Origin of the sequence: Streptomyces collinus Tu 365 (assembly GCF_000444875.1) — a bacterium.
In the GTDB taxonomy this organism is placed as follows: domain Bacteria; phylum Actinomycetota; class Actinomycetes; order Streptomycetales; family Streptomycetaceae; genus Streptomyces; species Streptomyces collinus_A.
This window is the reverse complement of record NC_021985.1, coordinates 2577876-2600469: the sequence shown is the minus strand read 5'-3', so window position 1 is coordinate 2600469 and position 22594 is coordinate 2577876. Positions and strand designations below refer to the sequence as shown.

Below are 22594 nucleotides of genomic sequence, written 5' to 3'. Positions count from 1 at the left end.
GCCCCGGCCGCCCGCGCCCCGGCCGTCCGGAGCGCCCGGAACCTCAGCCGGGCCGGCCGAGCACCGCGAGGGCCTCGCGCAGCCACTCCCGTTCGGCCCGGCCGGTGGCCCGGGCGACCCGCAGCATGCCCTGCCGGAACAGGTCGCCGGCCTCCTCCGCGGCCACCGGCTCGCCGTCGCGGGTGAAGAAGCTCGACGGGGTCTCGAGGAAGTCGAGGCGGCGGCGCAGCACGGCGGCCTGTTCGGCGGGGTCGGGCAGGTGCCGCAGGAAGGCCAGGACCGTGTTGAAGCGGACCTGGTCGGTGATCTCGGTCTGCCGGGGACTCCGCAGCCGTGCCAGCAGGTCGGCGCGGCCCTGCGCGGTCAGCGACAGCACCCGGCGCGGGGCGGCGCTCGCCCCGTCCTCGGTGCGCTGGTCGAGCAGCCCGGCGGCGACGAGCCGGTTGATGGCCGGGTAGAGGGCGCCGTCGCTGACCGGGCGGACGTGGCCGCTCAGCGCCCTGATGCGCTCCTTGAGCTCGTAGCCGTGCAGGGGTTCCTCGGCCAGGAAGCCCAGGATCGACAGCTCCAGCACGGGGACTCCTCCCGACTCCTCCCACAGCGGACGCGGTAGGCATGCTAGCCGTGGCCCGCGTGTCAGCGGACCGAGGGCTCCCGCGCGGGGACCGGCCGGGGCTCGGAGGGCGCGGCCGGGGCCGTGGACCGCCACAGCGCACGGGCCGCCACGAGGGAGGCGGCGAGCAGCAGGCCGTCGCGGAGCAGGAGCAGGAGCACGCCGTGGGCGTCGCTCGCGACGACGTGCTCGAAGCCGACCGGGAACTCCAGGACGGTCAGCGGGCAGGCCGCCAGGATCAGCACGGCCGGCGCGGTCATCCGGCTGGTCCGCAGGCACAGGCACACCGCGGCCAGGCCGACCAGCCACACCAGGTACTGCGGGCTGATCACCCGGCTGGTGACGGTGAACAGCAGCACCGCCGTGAAGGCCGCGTCGGCGAGGGTGTGCGGCGCGGGGCGGGCCGCCCGCAGCCGCCACAGCACCAGCCAGCCGAGAGCGGCCCCGGTCAGTGCCATCGCGGCACCGCTGACCAGGGCGACCCCGGGGCCGAGGAACTCGACCGACCCGTAGTTCAGCAGCACCTGGCCCGGCCAGCCGAAGTGCCGGGCCGCATGGAACACCAGGGCGCCCAGCGACTCCACCTCGGTACCCCGGTCCCGCTGGTGGGCGAGGAAGGCGAAGGCGCCGGGCGCGACCGCCGCCGACAGGGCCGAGAGGGCCGCCGCGGTCACCGCTGCCGCCGCCCACGCCCGCCGCGCCGCGGCCGCGAGGAGCAGCGCCGGCCACACCTTCAGCAGGGCTCCGAAGGCCGCGAGGGCGCCCATCAGGCGGGGACGCCGGGCCCCGGCGAGCAGCGCCGCCACGGCCACCGCGGTCACCATCAGGTCGTAGCGTGCGTACACCGTCGGGCCGAGCAGCGGCACACCCGCCACCCAGGCCCAGGCGCCCCGGAGCGACCGGCCCGGCCGGGTGCCCGCCCGGCCGAGCAGCGCGAGGACGGCCAGGTCGGCGAGGCACACCAGGGCGAAGAAGGCGTGCGGGTAGGACAGGAACGGCAGGGCGGCGGGGGCGAGCATCGCCAGCGCGGCGGCGGGCGGGTACTGCCAGGTGACGTCGTCCAGCGGGAACGTGCCCTGGCGCAGCACCTCGTACCAGCCCCGGTAGATCACCGACACGTCGGTGGTGACGTCCACCCCGGGCAGCGCCGGCACGCCCAGGACGAGGAGCAGCAGCACCGGCCGGGTGGCGCACCAGGCGCCCAGCAGGCCGGTGAGCCGTCGGTCCGTCCTCTTCACCGTGCGCCCCTGTCCGTCCGGCTGCCGTGGTCCGCAGCCATGATCCACCGGCGGCCCGTGCGAAGGCCGTGAGGCGCGGCCGGGCCGTCACCCACCGCCGCCCGCGGGGTTCGGGCCCGGTAGTGTCGGCGGCGATGCACAAGACCCTGATCGTGACCAACGACTTCCCGCCCCGGCCGGGCGGCATCCAGGCCTTCCTGCACAACATGGCCCTCCGGCTGGACCCGGAGCGGCTGGTCGTCTACGCCTCGACCTGGAAGCGCGGCCGGGAGGGGGCCGAGGCCACGGCCGCCTTCGACGCCGAGCAGCCGTTCACCGTCGTGCGCGACCGCACCACCATGCTGCTGCCCACGCCCCGCGTCACCCGGCGGGCGGCCGGGCTGCTGCGCGAGCACGGCTGCACCTCGGTGTGGTTCGGGGCGGCCGCGCCGCTCGGTCTGATGGCACCGGCGCTCAGGAAGGCCGGGGCGAGCCGGCTGGTGGGGACCACCCACGGTCACGAGGCCGGCTGGGCCCAGCTGCCCGCCGCCCGGCAGCTGCTGGGCCGGATCGGGGAGACCACCGACACACTGACCTACCTCGGCGAGTACACCCGCTCCCGGATAGCGGCCGCGCTCGGCCCGGAGGCCGCCCGGCGGATGGTGCAGCTGCCGCCCGGCGTCGACGAGAAGACCTTCCACCCCGGCTCGGGCGGGGACGAGGTGCGCGCCCGGCTCGGCCTCACCGACCGGCCGGTGGTGGTGTGCGTCTCGCGGCTGGTGCCGCGCAAGGGGCAGGACACCCTGATCCGGGCCATGCCCGCGATCCTCGCCGCCGAGCCGGACACCGTGCTGCTCGTCGTCGGCGGCGGGCCCTACGAAGAGGACCTGCGCAGGCTGGCCCGGGAGACGGGGGTGGCGGACTCGGTCCGCTTCACCGGCGCCGTGCCCTGGTCCGAACTGCCCGCCCACTACGGGGCCGGCGACGTCTTCGCGATGCCGTGCCGCACCCGGCGCGGCGGCCTGGACGTCGAGGGCCTCGGCATCGTCTACCTGGAGGCCTCCGCCACCGGCCTGCCGGTCGTGGCCGGCGACTCGGGCGGCGCGCCGGACGCCGTGCTCGACGGGGAGACCGGCTGGGTGGTCCGCGGCGGCGAGCCGGCCGAGGCCGCCGAGCGGATCGTCGCCCTCCTCGGGGACGCGGAGCTGCGCCGCCGCATGGGCGAGCGGGGCAGGCGGTGGGTCGAGGAGAAGTGGCGGTGGGACCTGCTGGCGGAGAAGCTCAGGACGCTGCTGTGAAACAGCGGCGGCACGCACCCTAGGCGGAACCGGAAAATCCGCCCATGCTGCGCGCATGACAGCAAAACTGACGCAGCATCAGCTGACGAGACGTCACATCCTCGGTATGGTCGCCCTGCAGACGGCGGCCGGCCTCGGCTTCACCCGGATCGGTCTCCAGTCCGCCCACGCCGCCGAGCCCGCTGCGGCCGAGTCCGCCCCGGCCATCGTGGTCGGCTCGGGCTACGGCGGCGCCGTGGCCGCCCTCCGCCTCGGCCAGGCCGGCATCCGCACCCTCGTCCTGGAGATGGGCCGGCTGTGGGACACGGCCGGCCCCGACGGCACGGTGTTCTGCTCCACCAGCGCACCCGACCGGCGCTCCATGTGGTTCCGCACCCGCACGGAGGCCCCGCTGGCCACCTTCCTGTGGCTGGACCTCGTCAACAAGGACATCAGCCCCTACCCGGGGGTGCTGGACCGGGTGCACTACGACCACATGTCCGTCTACGTCGGCCGGGGCGTCGGCGGCGGCTCCCTGGTCAACGGCGGCATGGCGGTCACGCCCCTGAAGTCCTACTTCGCCGAGCAGTTCCCGACCGTCGACGCCGACGAGATGTACGGCACCTACTTCCCGCGCGCCCGCTCCATGCTGGGCGTCAACACGGTCGACCCCGCCTGGTTCGAGTCCACGGACTGGTACCGGTTCACCCGCACCTCCCGCAAGGCCGCGGCCGACGCCGGGCTGCGCACCACCTTCGTGCCGAACGTCTACGACTTCGGCTACATGCAGCGCGAGGCCGCCGGCACCGCCACCCGGTCGGCGCTCGCCGGTGAGGTCATCTACGGCAACAACCACGGCAAGCGCAGCCTGGACAAGTCGTACCTGGCCGCGGCCCTCGGTACCGGCAACGTCACCCTGCACACCCTGGAGCGGGTCAGGTCGCTCAGCAGGGCGGCCGACGGTTCCTACCTGCTGACCGCCGACCGCATCGACACCACCGGCGCGATCGTCGAGACCAAGCAGTACGGCTGCCGGTACCTCTTCCTCGGCGGCGGCAGCCTCGGCACCACCGAACTCCTCGTCCGCGCAAGGGACACCGGCACCCTGCCCGACCTGGACCCGGCCGTGGGTGCGGGCTGGGGCCCCAACGGCAACACCATGCTCGGCCGCGCCAACCACGTCTGGGACACCGTGGGCGCCGACCAGGCGACCATGCCCGTCATGGGCATCGACGACTGGGCCAACGCCGACAACCCGGTCTTCGCCGAGATCGCCCCGCTGCCCATGGGCTTCGAGCACTGGATCAGCCTCTACCTGGCGATCACCAAGAACCCCGAGCGGGCGTCCTTCACCTACGACCCGGCCTCCGGCACGGTCCGGCTCGGCTGGACGGCCGCCCAGAGCGCGGTGTCCTCGGGCATGGCCAAGAAGCTGTTCGACCGGATCAACCTGGCCAATCTCACCCTCTACCGGTACGACCTGTTCGGCTCCACCAGCAAGGTCTTCGCCGACGACTTCACGTACCACCCGCTGGGCGGCTGCGTACTCGGGAAGGCCACCGACGACTACGGCCGGGTCAAGGGGTACTCCCGGCTCTACGTCACCGACGGCTCGCTGGTGCCCGGCAACATCGGCGTGAACCCCTTCGTCACCATCACCGCGCTCGCCGAACGCACGATGGCGCGGGTCCTCGCCGAGGACGCCGCGCCATGACGTACGTCCAGCGGCCCCGCAGGGCGCGCTACTTCGCGTAGATCGCCTCGATCTCGTCCGCGTAGTCCTTCGCCACCACGTTCCGCTTGAGCTTCAGCGACGGGGTGAGGTGGCCCGACTCCTCCGTGAACTGGGAGGACAGAATGCGGAACTTCCGCACCGATTCCGCCTTCGACACCGCGGCGTTGCCGTCGTCGACCGCCGCCTGGATCGCCGCGCGCAGATCCGGGTCCTCGCGCAGCGACGCCGCGGTGGCACCCGCCGGCTTGCCGTGCTCCTCGGCCCAGCGGCCCAGGAACTCCTCGTCGACGGTGACCAGCGCGCCCACGAACGGCCGCCCGTCACCCACCACCATGCACTCCGCGACCAGCGCGTGCGCCCGGATCCGGTCCTCGATCACGGCCGGGGCGACGTTCTTGCCGCCCGCGGTGACGATGATCTCCTTCTTGCGGCCGGTGATCCTGAGGTAGCCGTCCTCGTCGAGGGTGCCGATGTCACCGGTGTGGAACCAGCCGTCGGCCAGCGCCTCGGCCGTCGCGCCCGGGTTGTTCCAGTACTCCTTGAACAGGTGCTCGCCGTGCAGCAGCACCTCGCCGTCGTCCGCTATCCGGACCACCGAACCCGGCAGCGGCTGGCCCACCGTGCCGATCTTCTGCCGGTCCCAGGGGTTGAACGCGGTCGCCGCGCAGGACTCGGTCAGGCCGTAGCCCTCCAGCACCGTGAAGCCGATGCCCCGGAAGAAGTGCCCGAGCCGCTCGCCCAGCGGGGCGCCGCCCGAGATCGCGTACTCGCCCCGGCCGCCGAGGACCGCCCGCAGCTTGCTGTAGACCACCCGGTCGAAGACCTTGTGCTTGATCTTCAGCCCCAGGGACGGGCCCGACGGGGTGTCCAGCGCCTTGCTGTAGGCGATGGCGGTGTCCGCCGCCTTGTCGAAGATCGCGCCCTTGCCGTCGGCCTGCGCCTTGGCGCGCGCCGAGTTGTAGACCTTCTCGAAGACGCGCGGGACGCCGAGGACCAGCGTCGGCCGGAACGCGGCCAGCTCGTCCGTGAGGTGCTTGATGTCCGGGACACAGCCCAGCTTGATCGGCGCCATCATCGGCGCGATCTGCACGAGCCGCCCGAAGACGTGCGCGAGCGGGAGGAAGAGCAGCACCGAGCACTCACCGGTGCGGAACAGCGGCCGCAGCCGCTCCACGATGTTCCCGCACTCGGCGAAGAAGCTGCGGTGGGTGAGCACACAGCCCTTCGGGCGGCCGGTCGTGCCGCTCGTGTAGACGATGGTCGCCGGGTCGTCCGCCCGGGCGATCGAGCTGCGCTCCTCCACGGTCGCGTCCGCGACGTCCTGGCCGAGCCGCCCCAGCTCCTCCAGACCCCCGGCCTCGATCTGCCAGACGTGCTTGAGCGCGGGCAGCGCGTCGCGCACCGAGTCCACGGCGGCCGCGTGGTTGTCCAGCTCCACGACACAGGCGGTCGCGCCCGAGTCCGCCAGGATCCACTGCACCTGCTCCGGCGAGCTGGTCTCGTACACCGGCACGGTGACCGCGCCCGCGCTCCAGATCGCGAAGTCCAGGAGCGTCCACTCGTAGCGCGTCCGGGACATGAGGGCCACCCGGTCGCCCGGCTGCACCCCGGCCGCGACGAGACCCTTGGCGGCGGTGCGCACCTCGGCCAGGAAGCGGGTGGCCGTGACGTCCTGCCAGACGCCCCCCACCTTGCGGGCGATGACGGCGACGTCGGGATGCTGCGCGGCGTTTCTGCGGACGATGTCGGTCAGATTGCCGTCCGCAGGGACCTCGTACAAAGCCGGAAGGCTGAACTCGCGCAAGACTGCTGCTCCTCATAGGGCGCCGGCGCCACGACTCTGTGTGATGCGACGGTGCGGTCCAAGGCTCGGGCGGATGCTCGGGAATTCACATGTTGAAATCCAGAGCACGACTGGACTGCCCGGACGTTACCCGCCGGTATGGCCTCTACGACAGGGGGTCCCGGCGAGATGTTCGCTGCGTCACACGGGATGGCGTTCCTTCGCGCACACTAGTCCACGCCCCAACCGACCGGCGAGTAACCGCAGGCCCGGCCGCCACTGTTCACGCCCACACCACACGCCTACGCTTGATCGTCATGGCACCCACACGCTCCGGCAGCCCGAGGACCCGCGTCCACGTGGTCAGCGACGTCCACGGCAACGCCCGCGACCTGGTCCGGGCCGGCGAAGGTGCGGACGCCCTGATCTGTCTCGGCGACCTCGTCCTCTTCCTCGACTACGCCGACCACTCGCGCGGCATCTTCCCGGACCTGTTCGGCACCGAGAACGCCGACCGCATCGTCGAGCTGCGCACCGCCCGCCGCTTCGAGGAGGCGCGCGCCTTCGGCGCCCGGCTGTGGGCCGGGATCGGCTCCGACCGGGCCACCGCCATCGAGAAGGCGGTGCGCAAGCAGTACGCCGAGCTGTTCGCCGCGTTCCCCACCCCGACGTACGCCACCTACGGCAACGTCGACATGCCGCCCCTGTGGCGCGAGTACGCCCGCCCCGGCACCACCGTGCTCGACGGCGAGCGGGTCGAGATCGGCGGCCGGACCTTCGGCTTCGTCGGCGGCGGCCTGCGCACCCCGATGCGCACGCCCTACGAGATCGACGACGAGGAGTACGCGGCCAAGATCGAGGCCGTCGGCGAGGTGGACGTGCTGTGCACGCACATCCCGCCGGAGGTGCCCGAGCTGGTCTACGACACCGTCGCGCGCCGCTTCGAGCGCGGCAGCCGGGCCCTGCTGGCCGCGATCCGCCGCACCCGGCCGCGCTACTCCCTGTTCGGGCACGTCCACCAGCCGCTGGTCCGCCGGATGCGGATCGGCGCGACGGAGTGCGTGAACGTGGGCCACTTCGCCGGTACCGGCAGGCCCTGGGCGCTCGAATGGTGAGAAGCGCGGTCATGGCCGAGACGGGGTGAAGGCGGCCGGTCGGCGGCGCGGTAGCCTTCACGCTGCACAGACGTGCGCATCCCGCGCACGGAAGACTCCCTGCGGTCCGCATCTGGAGGAGCCACGGCGATGGCGGAACACACCAGTTCGAGCATCACGATCGAGGCGGCTCCGGCCGACGTCATGGCGGTGATCGCCGACTTCGCCCGCTACCCCGACTGGACCGGCGAGGTCAAGGAGGCCGAGGTCCTCGCGGCCGACGCGCGCGGCCGCGCCGAGCAGGTCAGGCTCGTCATGGACGCCGGCGCCATCAAGGACGACCAGACCCTGGCGTACACCTGGACCGGCGAGCACGAGGTGTCCTGGACCCTGGTGAAGTCCCAGATGCTGCGCTCCCTCGACGGCTCCTACCTGCTGAAGCCGGCCGGACAGGGCGGGACCGAGGTCACCTACCAGCTGACCGTCGACGTCAAGATCCCCATGCTCGGCATGATCAAGCGCAAGGCGGAGAAGGTCATCATCGACCGCGCGCTCGCGGGCCTGAAGAAGCGGGTCGAGTCCGGGCGCTAGACCGTGTCCGGGGACGCGTCGTGGCCGGTCGCGGGCACGGCCCTCTCGGTTACCGTTCACCCTCATGCGCACCATCCTGATCATGGGCCCGGGCGGCAGCGGACGGACGACCGTCGCCGCCGCCACCGCGCGCCGCGCCGCCGCCGAGGGCACCCGCACCCTCCTGCTCGGCGCCGACCGCACCGACACCCTGGGTACGGCACTGGGCACCGGGACGGGGCCGGCCCCCGCCGAGGCCGCCCCGCTGCTGACGGTGTGGCGCCCCGACGCCGCCGACCGCTTCCGGCAGGACCTCACCGCCTTCCAGACCCGCGCCGCGAACGTCCTCGACCTCCTCGGCGCCGCCCGCCTGGACGCCGAGGAGGTCACCCCGCTGCCCGGCGCCGAGGAGCTGTCCTTCCTGCGCGCCCTGCGCGACGCCGCCCTCTCCGAGCGCTACGACCTCCTCGTCGTCGACATGCCACCGCTGCCGCGGGCCCTCCCGCTGCTCGGCCTCCCCGAGGAGCTGCGCCGCTACCTGCGTCGCCTGCTGCCGCCCGAACGGCAGGCCGCCCGCGCCCTGCGCCCGGTCCTCGGCCGGCTCGCCGGCGTCCCCATGCCCGCCGAGTGGCTGTACGAGACGGCGGCCCGCTGGGACCTGGAGCTGGCCGCCGTGGAGGCGGTGCTGACCGACCGGGACACCGCCGTACGCCTGGTCGCCGAACCCGGCCCGGCCGGCGACGACGCCCTGCGCACCGCCACCCTCGGCCTCGCCCTGCGCGGTCTGCGCGTCGAGTCGCTGACGGCCAACCGCGTCCTGCCCGACGCCGCCCCCGACGGCTGGCTCGCCGGGCTCCTCGCCCAGCAGCGCAAGACCCTCGCCGAGTGGCAGGGCCGGCCGGACGGCGCGCGGACCCACGACCTCCACCAGGTCCCGCACCTGGGCCGCGACCCGCGCGGCGGCGACGACCTCGACGCCCTCGCGGTCCCCGCCGTCAACCCCGCGCCCGCCCCGGTCGAGTGGCCCGTCGCCGACCGGCTCGCCGAGGACGGCGTGCTGGTCTGGCACATCCCGCTGCCCGGCGCCATACGGGAGGAGCTCGACCTCGTCCGGCGCGGCGACGAACTCGTCATCGGCGCCGGCGCCTTCCGGCGGATCGTTCCGCTCCCCTCCGCCCTGCGCCGCTGCACCGTCGAGGGCGCCGGGCTGCGCGAGGGCGAGCTGCGCATCCGGTTCGCGCCCGACCCCGGTCTGTGGCCCGCCGCCGGACGGTGAACGGCGTACGCCCATTCGGGTAACGTCGGAAGGGCGAACCGTAGTCAGGAGTCCGCCATGAGCGAAGAGCGTCCCGCATCCGAACCCCCCGAGGCGGAGCGGCGGGCGAACGACGCCGACGCCTGGTCCACCGCCTGCGCCGAGGACCTCGCCGCCGAGAAGGCCCGCCGCCGCGCCGGGCAGGGCCCGCCCCCGGGCTCCGCCGCCGAGGAACTGCGCAGGCTCGTGGACACGGTGGCCGACAAGCTGTCCGGCCTGCAGTCCCCGCTCCTCGGAGCCGTCGCGGGCCCGGCCGCCCAGCAGGTGGTGCGCCAGGTCGTGCAGCAGGCGAAGGCCGCCGTCGAGCCCGTCGTGGAGCGCAACCCGGACGTCTTCGACCACCTCGCCGCGGCCGGCACCGAGCTGCTGGCCGCCTACCGCTCCGCCGTCCAGGGCCAGGAGCGCCGCTGGACCACCCGCGCCGCCGAGCCGGAGGCCGGCCCCGACGGCGGCCGCCCCGGCCGTCCCGACGGGGACGAGGGCACCGGTCCGGGGGAGCGCATCGACCTGGACTGAAGCCTTCCCCGGGCAGGGGCTCGGGTACGGTTGGCCGTAGCGGGGCTCGACCGGAACTGAGGGATTCATGGGACTCACCATCGGCGTCGACATCGGCGGCACCAAGATCGCGGCCGGCGTGGTCGACGAGGAAGGCAACATCCTCTCGACCTTCAAGGTGCCGACCCCCACCACGCCCGAGGCCATCGTGGACGCCATCGCCTCCGCGGTGGAGGGAGCGCGTGCGGGGCACGAGATCGTCGGCGTGGGTATCGGTGCGGCCGGCTACGTGAACCGGCAGCGCTCCACGGTGTACTTCGCGCCCAACATCGACTGGCGCAACGAGCCGCTGAAGGAGAAGGTCGAAGCCCGCACCGGCCTCCCCGTCGTGGTCGAGAACGACGCCAACGCGGCCGCCTGGGGCGAGTACCGCTTCGGCGCGGGCAAGGGCCACCGCAACGTCATCTGCATCACGCTCGGCACCGGCCTCGGCGGCGGCATCATCATCGGCAACAAGCTGCGCCGCGGCCACTTCGGCGTCGCCGCCGAGTTCGGCCACATCCGGATGGTCCCGGACGGCCTGCTGTGCGGCTGCGGCTCGCAGGGCTGCTGGGAGCAGTACGCCTCCGGCCGCGCCCTGGTCCGCTACGCCAAGCAGCGCGCCAACGCCACCCCCGAGCGCGCCGAGGTGCTGCTCGCGCTCGGCGACGGCACCCCCGACGGCATCGAGGGCAAGCACATCTCCATGGCCGCCCGCCAGGGCTGCCCGGTCGCCGTCGACTCCTACCGCGAGCTGGCCCGCTGGGCCGGCGCCGGCCTCGCCGACCTGGCCTCCCTCTTCGACCCGTCCGCGTTCATCGTCGGCGGCGGCCTCTCGGACGAGGGCGACCTCGTCCTCGACCCCATCCGCAAGTCCTACAAGCGCTGGCTGGTCGGCGGCAACTGGCGTCCGGTCGCCGACGTGATCGCCGCCCAGCTCGGCAACAAGGCCGGCATGGTGGGCGCGGCCGACCTGGCCCGCGAGCCCGACCCGATCATGTGACGAGCCCGCGTACGACGATGCCCGCCGAGTCCGGTCCCGGAACGGCGGGCATCGTCGTATGTTGATCGTCATGGCGACCACCGATCTGCCCAACTCCGGTACGGAACCCGATGGTTCCGCCGTCGTCCGGGTCCTGAGCTACAACGTCCGCTCCCTGCGCGACGACACCGCGGCGCTGGCCCGGGTGATCACCGCGTGCGCCCCGGACCTGGTCCTGGTCCAGGAGGCCCCCCGCTTCTTCCGCTGGCGCAAGAAGCTGGCCCGGCTCGCGGCCGCCTCCGGGCAGGTCCTCCTCACCGGCGGCGCCACGGCGGCGGGCCCGGCGATCCTGTGCAGCCTGCGCGCCACCGTCGAGCGCACCGAGGACGTGCTCCTGCCCCTCACCCCCGGCCTGCACCGGCGCGGACTCGCCACGGCGGTGGTCCGCTTCGGCGCGGCCCGCCTCGGCGTGGTCAGCTGCCATCTCAGCCTGCGCGCGGACGAGCGGTACGCCCAGGGCGGCATGCTGCTGGACCGGCTCGCCGGGATGGGCGTGGAACACGCGGTGGCCGGCGGCGACCTCAACGAGCGGCCCGGCGGCCGCACCTTCCGGCTGCTCGCCGACAGCCTCCAGGACTGCCGGACCGCCGCCCCCTGGGGCGGCGAGTACACCTCGACCCCCGCGGACCCCCACCAGCGCATCGACGCCCTCTTCGCGACCCGGGGCGTCGAGGTGCTGGGCTGCGGGGTGCCGGACGGGCATCCCGGGGTGACCGGGACGGACCTGAGGGCGGCCACGGACCACCTCCCGGTCCTCGCCGCCCTCAGGATCCCGGCCGCCTAGGCCGTGTCCCCCACAGGTCCCGGCCGCGCCGTCAGACGACCGCCCCGCGGCCGGGGTCGCCGTCCTCGTCGTCGTCCGTGCGCATCCGCATCACCAGCGTGGCGAAGCCGCCCAGGAAGCCGCCGACGGCCAGGGTGGTCAGCCACCAGGTCATCTCCCAGCCCAGCACCACGGCGAGCAGCAGCAGCACGGGACCGCCGACCACACCGAGCCAGGCGAACTTCGCGGTGGCGTCGGCGGCCGGCAGCGGGGGCGGCTCGGGCGGCACGAAGTGGCCCTCGTCGTCCTCGTCGAAGTCGTCGTCGGACGGCTCCGCGGCCCGGTGGTCGCGCGGGCCCACCCCCGGGGCGAAGGAGACGGAGCTGCCCAGCGGCCGGGCCGGCCCCGGCTCGCCGGAGCCGTCGGTGCGCCCGGGGCCCTCGGGCGGCGGGTCCTTCTCGAGCAGCGCGAGATCCTCGACCGGCTTGAAGGGCCGGGCCCCCGGCGGATCGGGCGGCTCCTGGCCGTACCCCGCGACGATGGCACGCCACACGGCGTCCTCGTCGAAGGGCACCCCCTTCTCGTCCGGCTCGCGGTCCCCGCGGTCGGAGTCGTGCTCAGCCAACTGCGGCCGTCCCTTCCTTGCCGACACTGGGTGCGAGCCGGCCCATGAAGGCGAGGCTCTCCTCGAAGATCCGGTCCGCATCGTGGTCCAACGTCGCCACGTGGTAACTCTGTTCCAGCACGATCCCGGTCACGTCCAGGGAGGACACCCGGCTCAGCACCCGCGCCGCGTCGGCCGCCGGGACCACGTGGTCCCGGGCGCTGCGCAGCAGCAGCAACGGCTGGGTGACCTGGGGCAGCTCGCCGTCCAGCCGGCGCAGGAACACCCGCAGGGAGTGCGCCGCGTGCAGCGGGACCCGGTCGTACCCCAGCTCCGCCGACCCGCCCCGGGCGATGTCACTGGCGATGCCCTTCGTCGTCCGTACGAGGTGCCGGGCCACCGGAAGGGCGTACGCCGACAGGCCGTTCACCCGGTTCGCCGGGTTGACGACGACCACCCCGGCGACCCGCTCGCCGTGCCGGGCCGCCAGCCGCAGCGCCAGCGCGCCGCCCATGGACAGGCCACCGACGAAGACCCGGGAACAACGCTCGGACATCAGGCGCAGCTCGCGGTTCACCTCCGCGTACCAGTCCTGCCAGCCCGTCACCTGCATGTCCTCCCAGCGGGTGCCGTGCCCGGGCAGCAGCGGCACCGACACGGTCAGGCCGTGCGCCGCGTGGTGCTCCGCCCAGGGGCGCAGCGACTGGGGCGAGCCGGTGAAGCCGTGACAGAGGAGGACACCCACCTCCCCGCCCTCGTGGCGGTACGGCTCGGCTCCGGGGAGAACCGGCACCTTTCGGGCTCCTGTTCCTGAGTCGGACGTGAAGATCGGACGTGAAGAAACGGCGGATGTGGTTCACCGTACGCGACCGCACTGACACCGACCAGGGTCGTCGGTCCCATTGCCCGCGCTCCGGGTTAAGGTCTGATCGACGGAAACAGGAGGCACGCGGGTGATGTACGGCACGATGAAAGTCGCCATCGGAGGGCCCCTGAAGGTCGCCTTCAGGCCCTGGGTCGAGGGCATGGAGAACATCCCGGCCGCGGGCCCGGCCATCCTGGCGAGCAATCACCTGTCCTTCTCGGACTCGTTCTTCCTGCCCGCGGTCCTGGACCGCAAGGTCACCTTCATCGCCAAGGCCGAGTACTTCACCACCCCGGGCGTCAAGGGGCGCCTCACGGCCGCCTTCTTCAAGGGCGTGGGCCAGCTCCCGGTGGACCGCTCCGGAGCGCGCGGCGCCGGCGAGGCGGCGGTGAAGAGCGGGATAGAGGTGCTGGAGCGCGGCGAGCTGTTCGGCATCTACCCCGAGGGCACCCGTTCGCCCGACGGCCGGCTCTACCGGGGCAAGCCCGGCGGCCTCGCGCGCGTGGCGCTCGCCACCGGCGCGCCGGTCATCCCCGTGGCGATGATCGACACCGAGAAGATCCAGCCGCCCGGCAAGGTGGTGCCCAAGCTGATGCGCCCGGGCATCCGCATCGGCAAGCCGCTGGACTTCAGCCGCTACCTCGGCATGGAGCACGACCGCTTCGTGCTGCGCGCGGTGACCGACGAGGTCATGTACGAGATCATGAAGCTCTCGGGCCAGGAGTACGTGGACATCTACGCCACCGCCGCCAAGCGGCAGATCGCGGAGGCGGCGAAGGCCGCCAAGGAAGCGGAGAAGGCCACCAAGGAGGCGGAGAAGAAGGCCGACGCCTAGCCGGCGGCCGAGAGGGGACCGCGACCCGGGGGGACCGGGGGACCGGGTACGGGGAACGAACAGGGGGAGGGTGCCGTGGCCAGGCGCGAGCGGGTCATGCGCATGTCGGTCGAGCTGCCGCTGTGGCGTGCGCTCGCCGGGTACCGGGTGCTGACGATGCTGTACGCCGTCGGCCTGTTCGCCACCGCGTACGACCACTTCGTCCGTCCCTGGACCGCCGTCGGCTACTACGCCGTCCTGTGCGTGTGGACCCTCGCCACCCTGCCCCGGGTCGCGAGCGAGGCGAGCTGCACCCGGCGCTTCCTCGCGGCGGACCTGGCCGTCGCGCTCACCGGCATCCTGCTCACCCCGCTCGCCGACAGCCACGAGCGGATCGCGGGCGGCGGCCCGACCCTGCCGTCGATATGGACCGCGGGCTCGGTGCTGGCCTTCGCCCTCAAGGGCGGCTGGCGCTGGGCGGCCGCGGCCTCCACGGCCGTCGCGGCGGCCAACCTGGCCGAGCGGGGCAGCCCGGCCCGGGACACCGTGCACAACGTGATCCTGGTCTGGGTGGCCTCCATCGCCATCGGCTACGTCGTGGAGGTCGCCCGCGCCTCCGAGCGCACCCTCGCCCGCGCCCTGGAGATCGAGGCCGCCACCCGGGAACGGGAGCGCCTCGCCCGGGACATCCACGACGGCGTGCTCCAGGTGCTGGCGATGGTGCAGCGGCGCGGCGCGGTCATCGGCGGCGAGGCGGCCGACCTCGGGCGCCTGGCCGGGGAGCAGGAGGTGGCCCTGCGCACCCTGGTCTCCGGCGGGCTGCTGCCCGTCTCCCGGGTCTCGGAGGACACGGCCGCCGGAGCCCTCGTACGCGTCGTGGAGGAACCGGACGAACCCGACGACGACGGACCGGTCGACCTGCGCGCCCTGCTCGCCCCGTTCGCGGCGGCGCGGGTCAGCCTCGCCGAGCCCGGTGCCCCGGTGCCGCTGCCGCGCGCGGCGGCGCGGGAGCTGGCCGCGGCCGTCGGGGCGGCCCTGGACAACGTGCGCGCGCACGCCGGGCCGGACGCCCGGGCGTGGATCCTGGTCGAGGACGAGCCCGACGGGATCGTGGTCACCGTCCGCGACGACGGCCCCGGCATCTGCGAGGGCCGGCTCGCCCAGGCCGAGGGCGAGGGCCGGCTCGGCGTGGCCCAGTCGATCCGGGGCCGCCTGCGCGACCTCGGCGGCAGCGCGGAACTGATCTCCGTCCCCGGGCAGGGCACCGAGGTCGAGCTGAAGGTACCGAAGGGCGCCGCACGGGCGCGGGGGAAGGCGGAGAAGCGATGACACAGCGGCAGGACCCGGTGCGGGACCCGGTGCGGGACCCGATCCGGGTCATGGTGGTCGACGACCACCCCATGTGGCGGGACGCGGTCGCCCGTGACCTGGCCGAGTCGGGCTTCGAGGTGGTCGCCACCGCCGGGGACGGCGAACAGGCGGTGCGCCGGGCCAAGGCGGTCGCCCCCGACGTCCTGGTGCTCGACCTCAACCTGCCCGCCAAGCCGGGCGTCCAGGTGTGCAAGGAACTGGTCGCCCACGACCCCGCGCTCCGGGTCCTCGTGCTGTCCGCGAGCGGCGAGCACGCCGACGTGCTGGAGGCGGTGAAGTCCGGCGCCACCGGCTACCTGCTGAAGTCCGCCTCGACCGCGGAGCTGCTGGACGCCGTGCGCCGCACCGCCGTCGGCGACCCGGTGTTCACCCCGGGCCTCGCCGGGCTGGTGCTCGGCGAGTACCGCCGGCTGGCCTCCGAGCCCGCGGCCGCCCCGGACGCCGACGCGCCGGGGGCGCCGCGGCTGACCGAGCGGGAGACGGAGGTGCTGCGCCTGGTGGCCAAGGGCCTGAGCTACAAGCAGATCGCCGAGCGCCTGGTGATCTCCCACCGCACGGTGCAGAACCACGTGCAGAACACCCTCGGCAAGCTCCAGTTGCACAACCGGGTGGAGCTGGTGCGGTACGCCATCGAGCGCGGCCTCGACGACGCGTAGAAACCGGCAGGTCGAACGGCTTCCACGCATTTCACCGGAATCACCCTTCCCGCCTCTCGCTGTGTGACGCGAATCACCTTTACCGTGACTCACTGTCAGGCAACCGCGGCGAAGGGACATTTCCATGCGGGTCGGAGTACTGACCGGAGGCGGCGACTGCCCCGGGCTCAACGCCGTCATCCGGGGCATCGTCCGTAAGGGCGTACAGGAGTACGGATACGACTTCGTCGGCTTCCGGGACGGCTGGCGCGGACCTCTCGAAGGCGACACCATGCGCCTCGACATCCCCGCGGTGCGCGGCATCCTGCCCCGCGGCGGCACCATCCTCGGCTCCTCGCGGACCAACCCCCTCAAGCTGGAGGGCGGCATCCGCCGGATCAAGGAGAACCTGGCCAAGCTGGAGGTCGAGGCGCTCGTCGCGATCGGCGGCGAGGACACCCTCGGCGTGGCCGCCCGGCTGTCCGACGAGTACGGCGTGCCCTGCGTCGGCGTGCCCAAGACCATCGACAACGACCTGTCCGCCACCGACTACACCTTCGGCTTCGACACGGCCGTGGGCATCGCCACCGAGGCCATCGACCGCCTGCACACCACCGCCGAGTCCCACATGCGGGTCCTGGTGTGCGAGGTGATGGGCCGTCACGCCGGCTGGATCGCCCTGCACTCCGGGCTGGCCGGCGGCGCCAACGTCATCCTCATCCCGGAACAGCGCTTCGACCTCGACCAGGTGTGCGCCTGGATCACCTCCCGCTTCAAGGCCTCCTACGCCCCCATCGTCGTCGTCGCCGAGGGCGCCATGCCGAAGGACGGCGAGATGGTCCTCAAGGACGGGTCGCTTGACTCCTTCGGACACGTGCGGCTGTCCGGGGTGGGCGAGTGGCTGGCCAAGGAGATCGAGAAGCGGACCGGCAAGGAGGCCCGCACCACGGTCCTCGGGCACATCCAGCGCGGCGGCACCCCGAGCGCCTTCGACCGCTGGCTCGCCACCCGCTTCGGACTGCACGCCGTCGACTGCGTGCGCGACGGCGACTTCGGCAAGATGGTGGCCCTGCGCGGCACCGACATCGTCCGCGTCCCGATCGCCGAGGCCACGGCCAGGCTGAAGACCGTCGACCCGAAGCTGTACGAAGAGGTCGGCGTGTTCTTCGGCTGACCGCGGCCCCGGAAGGCTAGACGGTCGTACGGCGCAGCCGGTCCACCAGCTCCCGTACGACCGTGGCCCCGTTCAGCGTCAGCACCGACTCCGGGTGGAACTGCACCCCGCCGAACCCGGGGCCCCGGACCGCGTGCACCTCGCCGTTCGCGGCCCGGCTCACCTCGACCCCGTGCGCGGCCAGTCCGGCCGCCGCCTCCGCGTCGCAGCGCGCCACGAAGCTGTTGTAGAAACCGACGGTCTCGCTCCGCCCGAACAGGTCGATCTCCGTCTGCGCCCCCTGGTACGGCACCTCCTTGCGGACGATCTCCAGGCCCAGCTCCGCCGCGAGCAGCTCGTGCCCGAGGCAGACGCCCAGCACACCGTGCCGGTGCCCGCGGACCACCTCGGCGGCCAGGTCCCGCAGGAACCGCATCTTGGGGTCGGTGAGGTCGGAGGGGTCCCCGGGGCCGGGTCCGAGCACGACCGGGCCCTCGTGCGCGAGGACCGCCTCGCGCAGTCCGGGCTCGTCGTAGCGCCGTACCGTGACGTCCAGCCCGGTCGACCGCAGCACGTGCGCGAGCATCGCCGTGAAGGTGTCCTCGCCGTCGACGATCAAGGCGTGCCCCTGGAGGGCGTCCGACCGCTCCTGCATCCGCAGCCAGAACGGCGCGAGCGACGAGCGGCGCCCGTCCAGCGCGGCCCGCACCCGCGGGTCGTCGGCCAGCCGGGGCCGGGCCCGCTCCGCGCGCGGCCGGGCCGGCCGCACCCCGAGGGCCGCCAGCACGCCCGCCGCCTTCGCGTGGGTCTCCGCCACCTCGCCCGCCGGGTCCGAGCCGCGCACGAGCGTCGCCCCGACCGGCACCCGCAGCCGGCCCCCGGCGTCGATGTCGGCGGTACGGATCAGGATGGGGGAGTCCAGGGTCTGCGCGCCCCCGGAGTCCCGGCCCAGCAGCGCCAGCGCCCCGGCGTAGTAACCCCGGCCGCCCACCTCGTGGCGCTCGATCACCCGGCACGCGTTCTGCACCGGCGAGCCGGTGACCGTCGCCGCGAACATGGTCTCCCGCAGCACCTCCCGCACGTCCAGGGAGGACTTCCCGCGCAGCTCGTACTCGGTGTGGGCGAGGTGCGCCATCTCCTTCAGCCGCGGCCCGACCACCACCCCGCCCCGGTCGCCGACGGTGCACATCATCTTCAGTTCCTCGTCGACGACCATGGACAGCTCCTCGGTCTCCTTGCCGTCGGCGAGGAAGTCCAGCAGGTGCTCGGGCGTCGGGCCGCCGTCGGGGTACCGGTAGGTGCCGCTGATCGGGTTCATGACGACGGTGCCGCCCGACATCCGTACGTGCACCTCCGGACTGGCGCCCACCAGCGTCCGCTCCCCGGTGTGCACGACGAACGTCCAGTACGCGCCCCGCTCGCCCTCCAGCAGCCGCCGGAACAGCGCCAGCGCGTCGGCCCGGCCGAAGCCCGGGACCGTGCCCTCGTACGTCCGGCGGATCACGAAGTTCGCGCCCTCGCCGCGGCCGATCTCCTCGCGCAGCACCCGCCCGACGATCTCGCGGTACTCCTCGTCCCCGACGTCGAAGCCGCCGCCCTCGACCCGCACGTCGTGGCCGGGCAGCTCCGCGAGGGCCCGGTCCAGCGGGACCCGGCAGGACTCCTCGGGCGTCAGCACCAGCAGCGGGGTGCCGTCGTCGCGGACGTCGAAGCCGCGCTCGCGGATCTGGCGGAACGGGACGAGCGCGAGGCCCTCGCCGGGCAGGTCGGCGAGGCGCTCGCGCGCGGTGACCGGGCCGAGCAGCACCTCGACCGTGTGTTCGTCGTGGCCCGGCGTGCGACGGTGCAGCAGGGCGAAGGGGCGAGGGTCGTGCAAGAGGTCCTGGAGATGCATGGGCGATCCTTCTCAACGGAAGAGGAACGACCCCGGGAAACACCGAAGGCCGCCCCTCGGGCGGCCTTCGCGAAGCAGTGCGTACGCGCAGTCAGTGGGCCGCCGGATGAGCGGTCCACCACCAGTTCTGGACAGAGACCCGGACAGGGGTCCGGACGGAAAGCGCGAACATGCGAAAAACCCTACCGCACGGCCGTGGCGTCCATGAGGCAAACACTCCGTCTCACCAGTCGAGCCGGAGGAAAATATGGCGACACGACCCCGTAATGTTTACGAGGTGACCGTGAACGCTAAGACCAGCCCGAGCGCTGGCAACACCTGGCGAAACCTGCCCGCGGCGCAGCAGCCCGAGTACCCCGACCCCGAGGCTCTGCGCGCAGTGATCGCGGACCTCGAGTCGTATCCGCCGCTCGTCTTCGCGGGCGAGTGCGACCAGCTGCGCGCCCGGATGGCGGCCGTCGCCAAGGGAGAGGCGTTCCTTCTCCAGGGCGGCGACTGCGCCGAGGCATTCGACGCGGTGTCCGCCGACCACATCCGCAGCAAGCTCAAGACGCTCCTCCAGATGGGCGCGGTGCTGACCTACGCGGCCTCCGTGCCCGTGGTCAAGGTGGGCCGCATCGCCGGCCAGTACTCCAAGCCGCGCTCCAAGAACACCGAGACCCGCGACGGCGTCACGCTGCCCACGTACCGGGGCGACTCGGTCAACGGCTTCGAATTCAACGAGGCCGCCCGGGTCCCGGACCCCGAGCGCCTGAAGCGGATGTACCACGCGTCCGCCTCCACCCTGAACCTGGTGCGCGCCTTCACCACCGGCGGCTACGCCGACCTGCGCCAGGTGCACGCCTGGAACCAGGACTTCGTGAAGTCGTCCCCGTCCGGCCAGCGCTACGAGCAGCTCGCCCGCGAGATCGACAACGCGCTGAACTTCATGCACGCCTGCGGGGCCGACCCGGAGGAGTTCAAGACCGTCGAGTTCTACGCCTCGCACGAGGCGCTGCTGCTCGACTACGAGTCGGCGCTCACCCGTGTCGACTCGCGCACCGGGCAGCTCTACGACGTCTCGGGCCACATGGTGTGGATCGGTGAGCGCACCCGCCAGCTCGACGGCGCGCACATCGAGTTCGCCTCGAAGATCCGCAACCCGATCGGCATCAAGCTCGGCCCGACCACCACGGCCGAGGAAGCCCTCACCTACATCGACCGCCTCGACCCGGACCGCGAGCCGGGCCGGCTGACCTTCATCGTCCGCATGGGCGCCGACAAGATCCGGGACCGGCTCCCGGAGCTCGTCGAGAAGGTCACCGCCTCCGGTGCGACGGTGGCCTGGGTGACGGACCCGATGCACGGCAACACCTTCGAGGCGGCCTCCGGGCACAAGACGCGCCGGTTCGACGACGTGCTGGACGAGGTCAAGGGCTTCTTCGAGGTCCACAAGGCGCTCGGCACCCACCCGGGCGGCATCCATGTCGAGCTGACGGGTGACGACGTCACCGAGTGCGTGGGCGGCGGCGACGAGATCTTCGTCGACGACCTGCACCAGCGCTACGAGACGGCCTGCGACCCCCGGCTGAACCGCAGCCAGTCGCTGGACCTGGCGTTCCTCGTCGCGGAGATGTACCGGGACCAGTGATGCGGTGTGGGGCGCGGATCACACAGGATCCGCGCCCCGCCCACTGTCGCGGCTCTCGCCGGGTAGGTAAGGTTAGGTTTGCCTCACCGGACAACGGGATGGCGTACGAGACCGATCCCGTCGGGAGGTGAACCGCGTGTTCGTCTGCAGTTGCTTCGGCATCACCGAGGCGCAGGTCAAGCAGCACGCGGAGGACGGTGCCTGCACCCCCCGCCAGATAGCCTCCGCCTGCAAGGCGGGTACGGACTGCGGCTCCTGCGTCCGCCGGATCCAGGCGATCCTCGGCCGGGGCGCCTGCCCCCGCCGCGAGCTCGCGGACCAGGGCAGGCCGGTGCTGGCGAGCCTCCCGGGGAGCCCGGACGGCGCCGGGGCGGATGCCGCCGGGGCGGAAGCCGCCTAGCTCTCGGGCTGTTCGATCAGCTGCGCGAGGTACAGCGCCTCACCGAGCTTGTCCACCAGTTCCAGCTGGGTGTCCAGGTAGTCGATGTGGTGCTCCTCGTCGGCGAGGATGTCCTCGAAGATGTTCGCCGACGTGATGTCGCCCTTCTCGCGCATCACCTTGACGCCCCGCTTGAGCCGGTCGATCGCCTCCACCTCGATCTGCCGGTCGGCCTCGAACATCTCCCGGACCGTCTGCCCCACCCGCACGTGGAACAGCCGCTGGTAGTTGGGCAGCCCCTCCAGGAACAGGATCCGGTCGGTCAGCACCTCCGCGTGCTTCATCTCGTCGAACGACTCGTGCCGCGTGTACTTGGCGAGCTTCGTCCAGCCGAAGTTCTCCTGCATCTTCGCGTGCAGGAAGTACTGGTTGATCGCGGTCAGCTCGCCGGTGAGCTGCTCGTTGAGGAACTCGATGACCTCGGGGTCGCCCTGCATCGCAGAGGCTCCTTCCAGGCGGGGGGACGGGTGAGGTGTGCGGCGGCATGATTGCACCGGTGACGAAGATCGTCCAGTAAGTGCGTACTTAGTAAGTAAGTGACGACCTGATGGTGATTGTCCGATTCGGCAAGGGGTGGTCAAGGACGCTGCCCCAGGTCTGTCAGGATGGAGACATGGGTCATCCGGTGGAGCGCGAATCTGGGACGGCGGCAGGGTCCGAGCTTCCGCCGGGGCAGCGACTCCAGCGCGGCTGGCCGGTCACCCACTACGGGCCCGTGCCGAAGTTCCGGCCCGAGCGCTGGGAGTTCCGGGTCTTCGGCGTCACCGCCGACGGCGACAAGCACACCTGGAACCACGACGAGTTCACGGCCCTGCCGTACACCACCGTGGTGGCCGATCTGCACTGCGTGACGAAGTTCAGCATGACCGGCGCCGAGTGGGGCGGCGTCCCGGCCCGCACCATCCTGGACCTGGCGCCCCCGGCGCCCGACGTCACCCATGTGATGGTGTGGGCGGAGTACGGGTTCAGCTCCAACCTGCGGCTGTCGGACTTCGCCTCCGACCGCGCGATCTTCGCCACCCACAAGGACGGCGAACTCCTCACCGCCGAGCACGGCTTCCCGGTCCGCCTGGTCGTCCCGCACCTGTACGCCTGGAAGGGCCCCAAGTGGGTGCGGGGCGTGGAGTACATGACCGCCGACCGGCGCGGCTTCTGGGAGGAGCGCGGCTACCACAACATCGGCGACCCCTGGAAGGAACAGCGCTACTCCTACCAGGAGGGGCCCGGGGACGGCCCCGAGCTCTGA

At 72.8% G+C, this 22594-nt stretch carries 23 protein-coding genes; 15 read left to right on the top strand and 8 right to left on the bottom strand.

Annotated features, from left to right (window positions below):
* Positions 1–43 precede the first annotated feature (43 nt).
* Entirely contained in the window at positions 44–574 is a 531-nt protein-coding gene (locus B446_RS11145) for a PadR family transcriptional regulator (protein WP_020939535.1), read from the bottom strand.
* 62 nt (positions 575–636) lie between these two features.
* The gene (locus B446_RS11140; protein WP_020939534.1) at positions 637–1851 is read right to left on the bottom strand and encodes a glycosyltransferase 87 family protein; all 1215 of its coding nucleotides are present in this window, start codon (positions 1849–1851) and stop codon (positions 637–639) included.
* Between the two features lie 134 nt (positions 1852–1985).
* Between B446_RS11140 and B446_RS11135 the strand changes: the two genes are divergently transcribed.
* Both B446_RS11135 and B446_RS11130 read left to right on the top strand, forming a co-directional pair.
* Positions 1986–3128 (top strand): glycosyltransferase family 4 protein, encoded by a 1143-nt coding sequence (locus B446_RS11135; RefSeq protein WP_020939533.1) that lies wholly within the window; start codon positions 1986–1988, stop codon positions 3126–3128.
* A gap of 55 nt (positions 3129–3183) precedes the next feature.
* Positions 3184–4821 (top strand): GMC oxidoreductase, encoded by a 1638-nt coding sequence (locus B446_RS11130; protein WP_419184150.1) that lies wholly within the window; start codon positions 3184–3186, stop codon positions 4819–4821.
* A gap of 28 nt (positions 4822–4849) precedes the next feature.
* Here B446_RS11130 and B446_RS11125 read toward each other — a convergent pair whose 3' ends face one another.
* On the bottom strand, positions 4850–6646 hold the full coding sequence (locus tag B446_RS11125; protein WP_020939531.1) for an AMP-dependent synthetase/ligase: 1797 nt from the start codon (positions 6644–6646) through the stop codon (positions 4850–4852).
* 296 nt (positions 6647–6942) lie between these two features.
* On the opposite strand from B446_RS11125, the gene B446_RS11120 reads away from it, so the two are divergent.
* From B446_RS11120 to B446_RS11095, 6 genes are all read left to right on the top strand, one after another.
* Positions 6943–7740 carry a metallophosphoesterase family protein gene (locus tag B446_RS11120; protein ID WP_052352144.1) on the top strand — a complete coding sequence of 266 codons (798 nt, stop codon included), beginning with the start codon at positions 6943–6945 and terminating at the stop codon, positions 7738–7740.
* A 129-nt stretch (positions 7741–7869) separates the two neighbouring features.
* On the top strand, positions 7870–8310 hold the full coding sequence (locus tag B446_RS11115; protein WP_020939529.1) for an SRPBCC family protein: 441 nt from the start codon (positions 7870–7872) through the stop codon (positions 8308–8310).
* 64 nt (positions 8311–8374) lie between these two features.
* On the top strand, positions 8375–9565 hold the full coding sequence (locus tag B446_RS11110; protein WP_020939528.1) for an ArsA family ATPase: 1191 nt from the start codon (positions 8375–8377) through the stop codon (positions 9563–9565).
* A gap of 57 nt (positions 9566–9622) precedes the next feature.
* Positions 9623–10120 (top strand): DUF5304 domain-containing protein, encoded by a 498-nt coding sequence (locus B446_RS11105; RefSeq protein WP_020939527.1) that lies wholly within the window; start codon positions 9623–9625, stop codon positions 10118–10120.
* Positions 10121–10187: 67 nt separating this feature from the next.
* Complete coding sequence (locus tag B446_RS11100; RefSeq protein WP_020939526.1) at positions 10188–11141, top strand: ROK family glucokinase; 954 nt, start codon at positions 10188–10190, stop codon at positions 11139–11141.
* Between the two features lie 70 nt (positions 11142–11211).
* Positions 11212–11964 (top strand): endonuclease/exonuclease/phosphatase family protein, encoded by a 753-nt coding sequence (locus tag B446_RS11095; RefSeq protein WP_043478003.1) that lies wholly within the window; start codon positions 11212–11214, stop codon positions 11962–11964.
* A gap of 31 nt (positions 11965–11995) precedes the next feature.
* On the opposite strand, the gene B446_RS11090 is transcribed toward B446_RS11095, so the two are convergent.
* Complete coding sequence (locus B446_RS11090; protein WP_020939524.1) at positions 11996–12568, bottom strand: hypothetical protein; 573 nt, start codon at positions 12566–12568, stop codon at positions 11996–11998.
* Positions 12561–13340: an alpha/beta hydrolase gene (locus B446_RS11085; RefSeq protein WP_020939523.1), complete on the bottom strand. Its 780-nt coding sequence runs from the start codon at positions 13338–13340 to the stop codon at positions 12561–12563. Before B446_RS11085 ends, B446_RS11090 begins: the two co-directional genes overlap by 8 nt.
* Before the next feature lie 163 nt (positions 13341–13503).
* Here B446_RS11085 and B446_RS11080 point away from each other — a divergent pair, with 163 nt between their 5' ends.
* The 4 genes from B446_RS11080 (at position 13504) to B446_RS11065 (ending at position 17406) form a co-directional block, all read left to right on the top strand.
* A complete protein-coding gene (locus tag B446_RS11080) occupies positions 13504–14247 on the top strand; it encodes a lysophospholipid acyltransferase family protein (RefSeq protein ID WP_020939522.1) in 744 nt (247 codons plus the stop codon).
* A 75-nt stretch (positions 14248–14322) separates the two neighbouring features.
* Complete coding sequence (macS, locus tag B446_RS11075) at positions 14323–15555, top strand: MacS family sensor histidine kinase (RefSeq protein ID WP_020939521.1); 1233 nt, start codon at positions 14323–14325, stop codon at positions 15553–15555.
* Positions 15552–16253, top strand: a complete 702-nt coding sequence (locus B446_RS11070; RefSeq protein ID WP_020939520.1) for a response regulator — start codon at positions 15552–15554, stop codon at positions 16251–16253. Before macS ends, B446_RS11070 begins: the two co-directional genes overlap by 4 nt.
* Before the next feature lie 124 nt (positions 16254–16377).
* Entirely contained in the window at positions 16378–17406 is a 1029-nt protein-coding gene (locus B446_RS11065; protein WP_020939519.1) for a 6-phosphofructokinase, read from the top strand.
* Between the two features lie 16 nt (positions 17407–17422).
* Here B446_RS11065 and B446_RS11060 read toward each other — a convergent pair whose 3' ends face one another.
* Both B446_RS11060 and B446_RS41110 read right to left on the bottom strand, forming a co-directional pair.
* A complete protein-coding gene (locus B446_RS11060; protein WP_020939518.1) occupies positions 17423–19279 on the bottom strand; it encodes an anthranilate synthase family protein in 1857 nt (618 codons plus the stop codon).
* Between the two features lie 91 nt (positions 19280–19370).
* Positions 19371–19451 carry a trp operon leader peptide gene (locus B446_RS41110; RefSeq protein ID WP_106960562.1) on the bottom strand — a complete coding sequence of 27 codons (81 nt, stop codon included), beginning with the start codon at positions 19449–19451 and terminating at the stop codon, positions 19371–19373.
* A gap of 105 nt (positions 19452–19556) precedes the next feature.
* On the opposite strand from B446_RS41110, the gene B446_RS11055 reads away from it, so the two are divergent.
* Positions 19557–20909: a class II 3-deoxy-7-phosphoheptulonate synthase gene (locus tag B446_RS11055; protein ID WP_043475320.1), complete on the top strand. Its 1353-nt coding sequence runs from the start codon at positions 19557–19559 to the stop codon at positions 20907–20909.
* 127 nt (positions 20910–21036) lie between these two features.
* Positions 21037–21309: a (2Fe-2S)-binding protein gene (locus tag B446_RS11050; protein WP_078614682.1), complete on the top strand. Its 273-nt coding sequence runs from the start codon at positions 21037–21039 to the stop codon at positions 21307–21309.
* On the opposite strand, the gene bfr is transcribed toward B446_RS11050, so the two are convergent.
* Entirely contained in the window at positions 21306–21785 is a 480-nt protein-coding gene (bfr, locus tag B446_RS11045; protein WP_020939515.1) for a bacterioferritin, read from the bottom strand. The genes B446_RS11050 and bfr overlap by 4 nt on opposite strands.
* A 176-nt stretch (positions 21786–21961) precedes the next feature.
* On the opposite strand from bfr, the gene B446_RS11040 reads away from it, so the two are divergent.
* On the top strand, positions 21962–22594 hold the full coding sequence (locus tag B446_RS11040) for a sulfite oxidase-like oxidoreductase (RefSeq protein WP_020939514.1): 633 nt from the start codon (positions 21962–21964) through the stop codon (positions 22592–22594).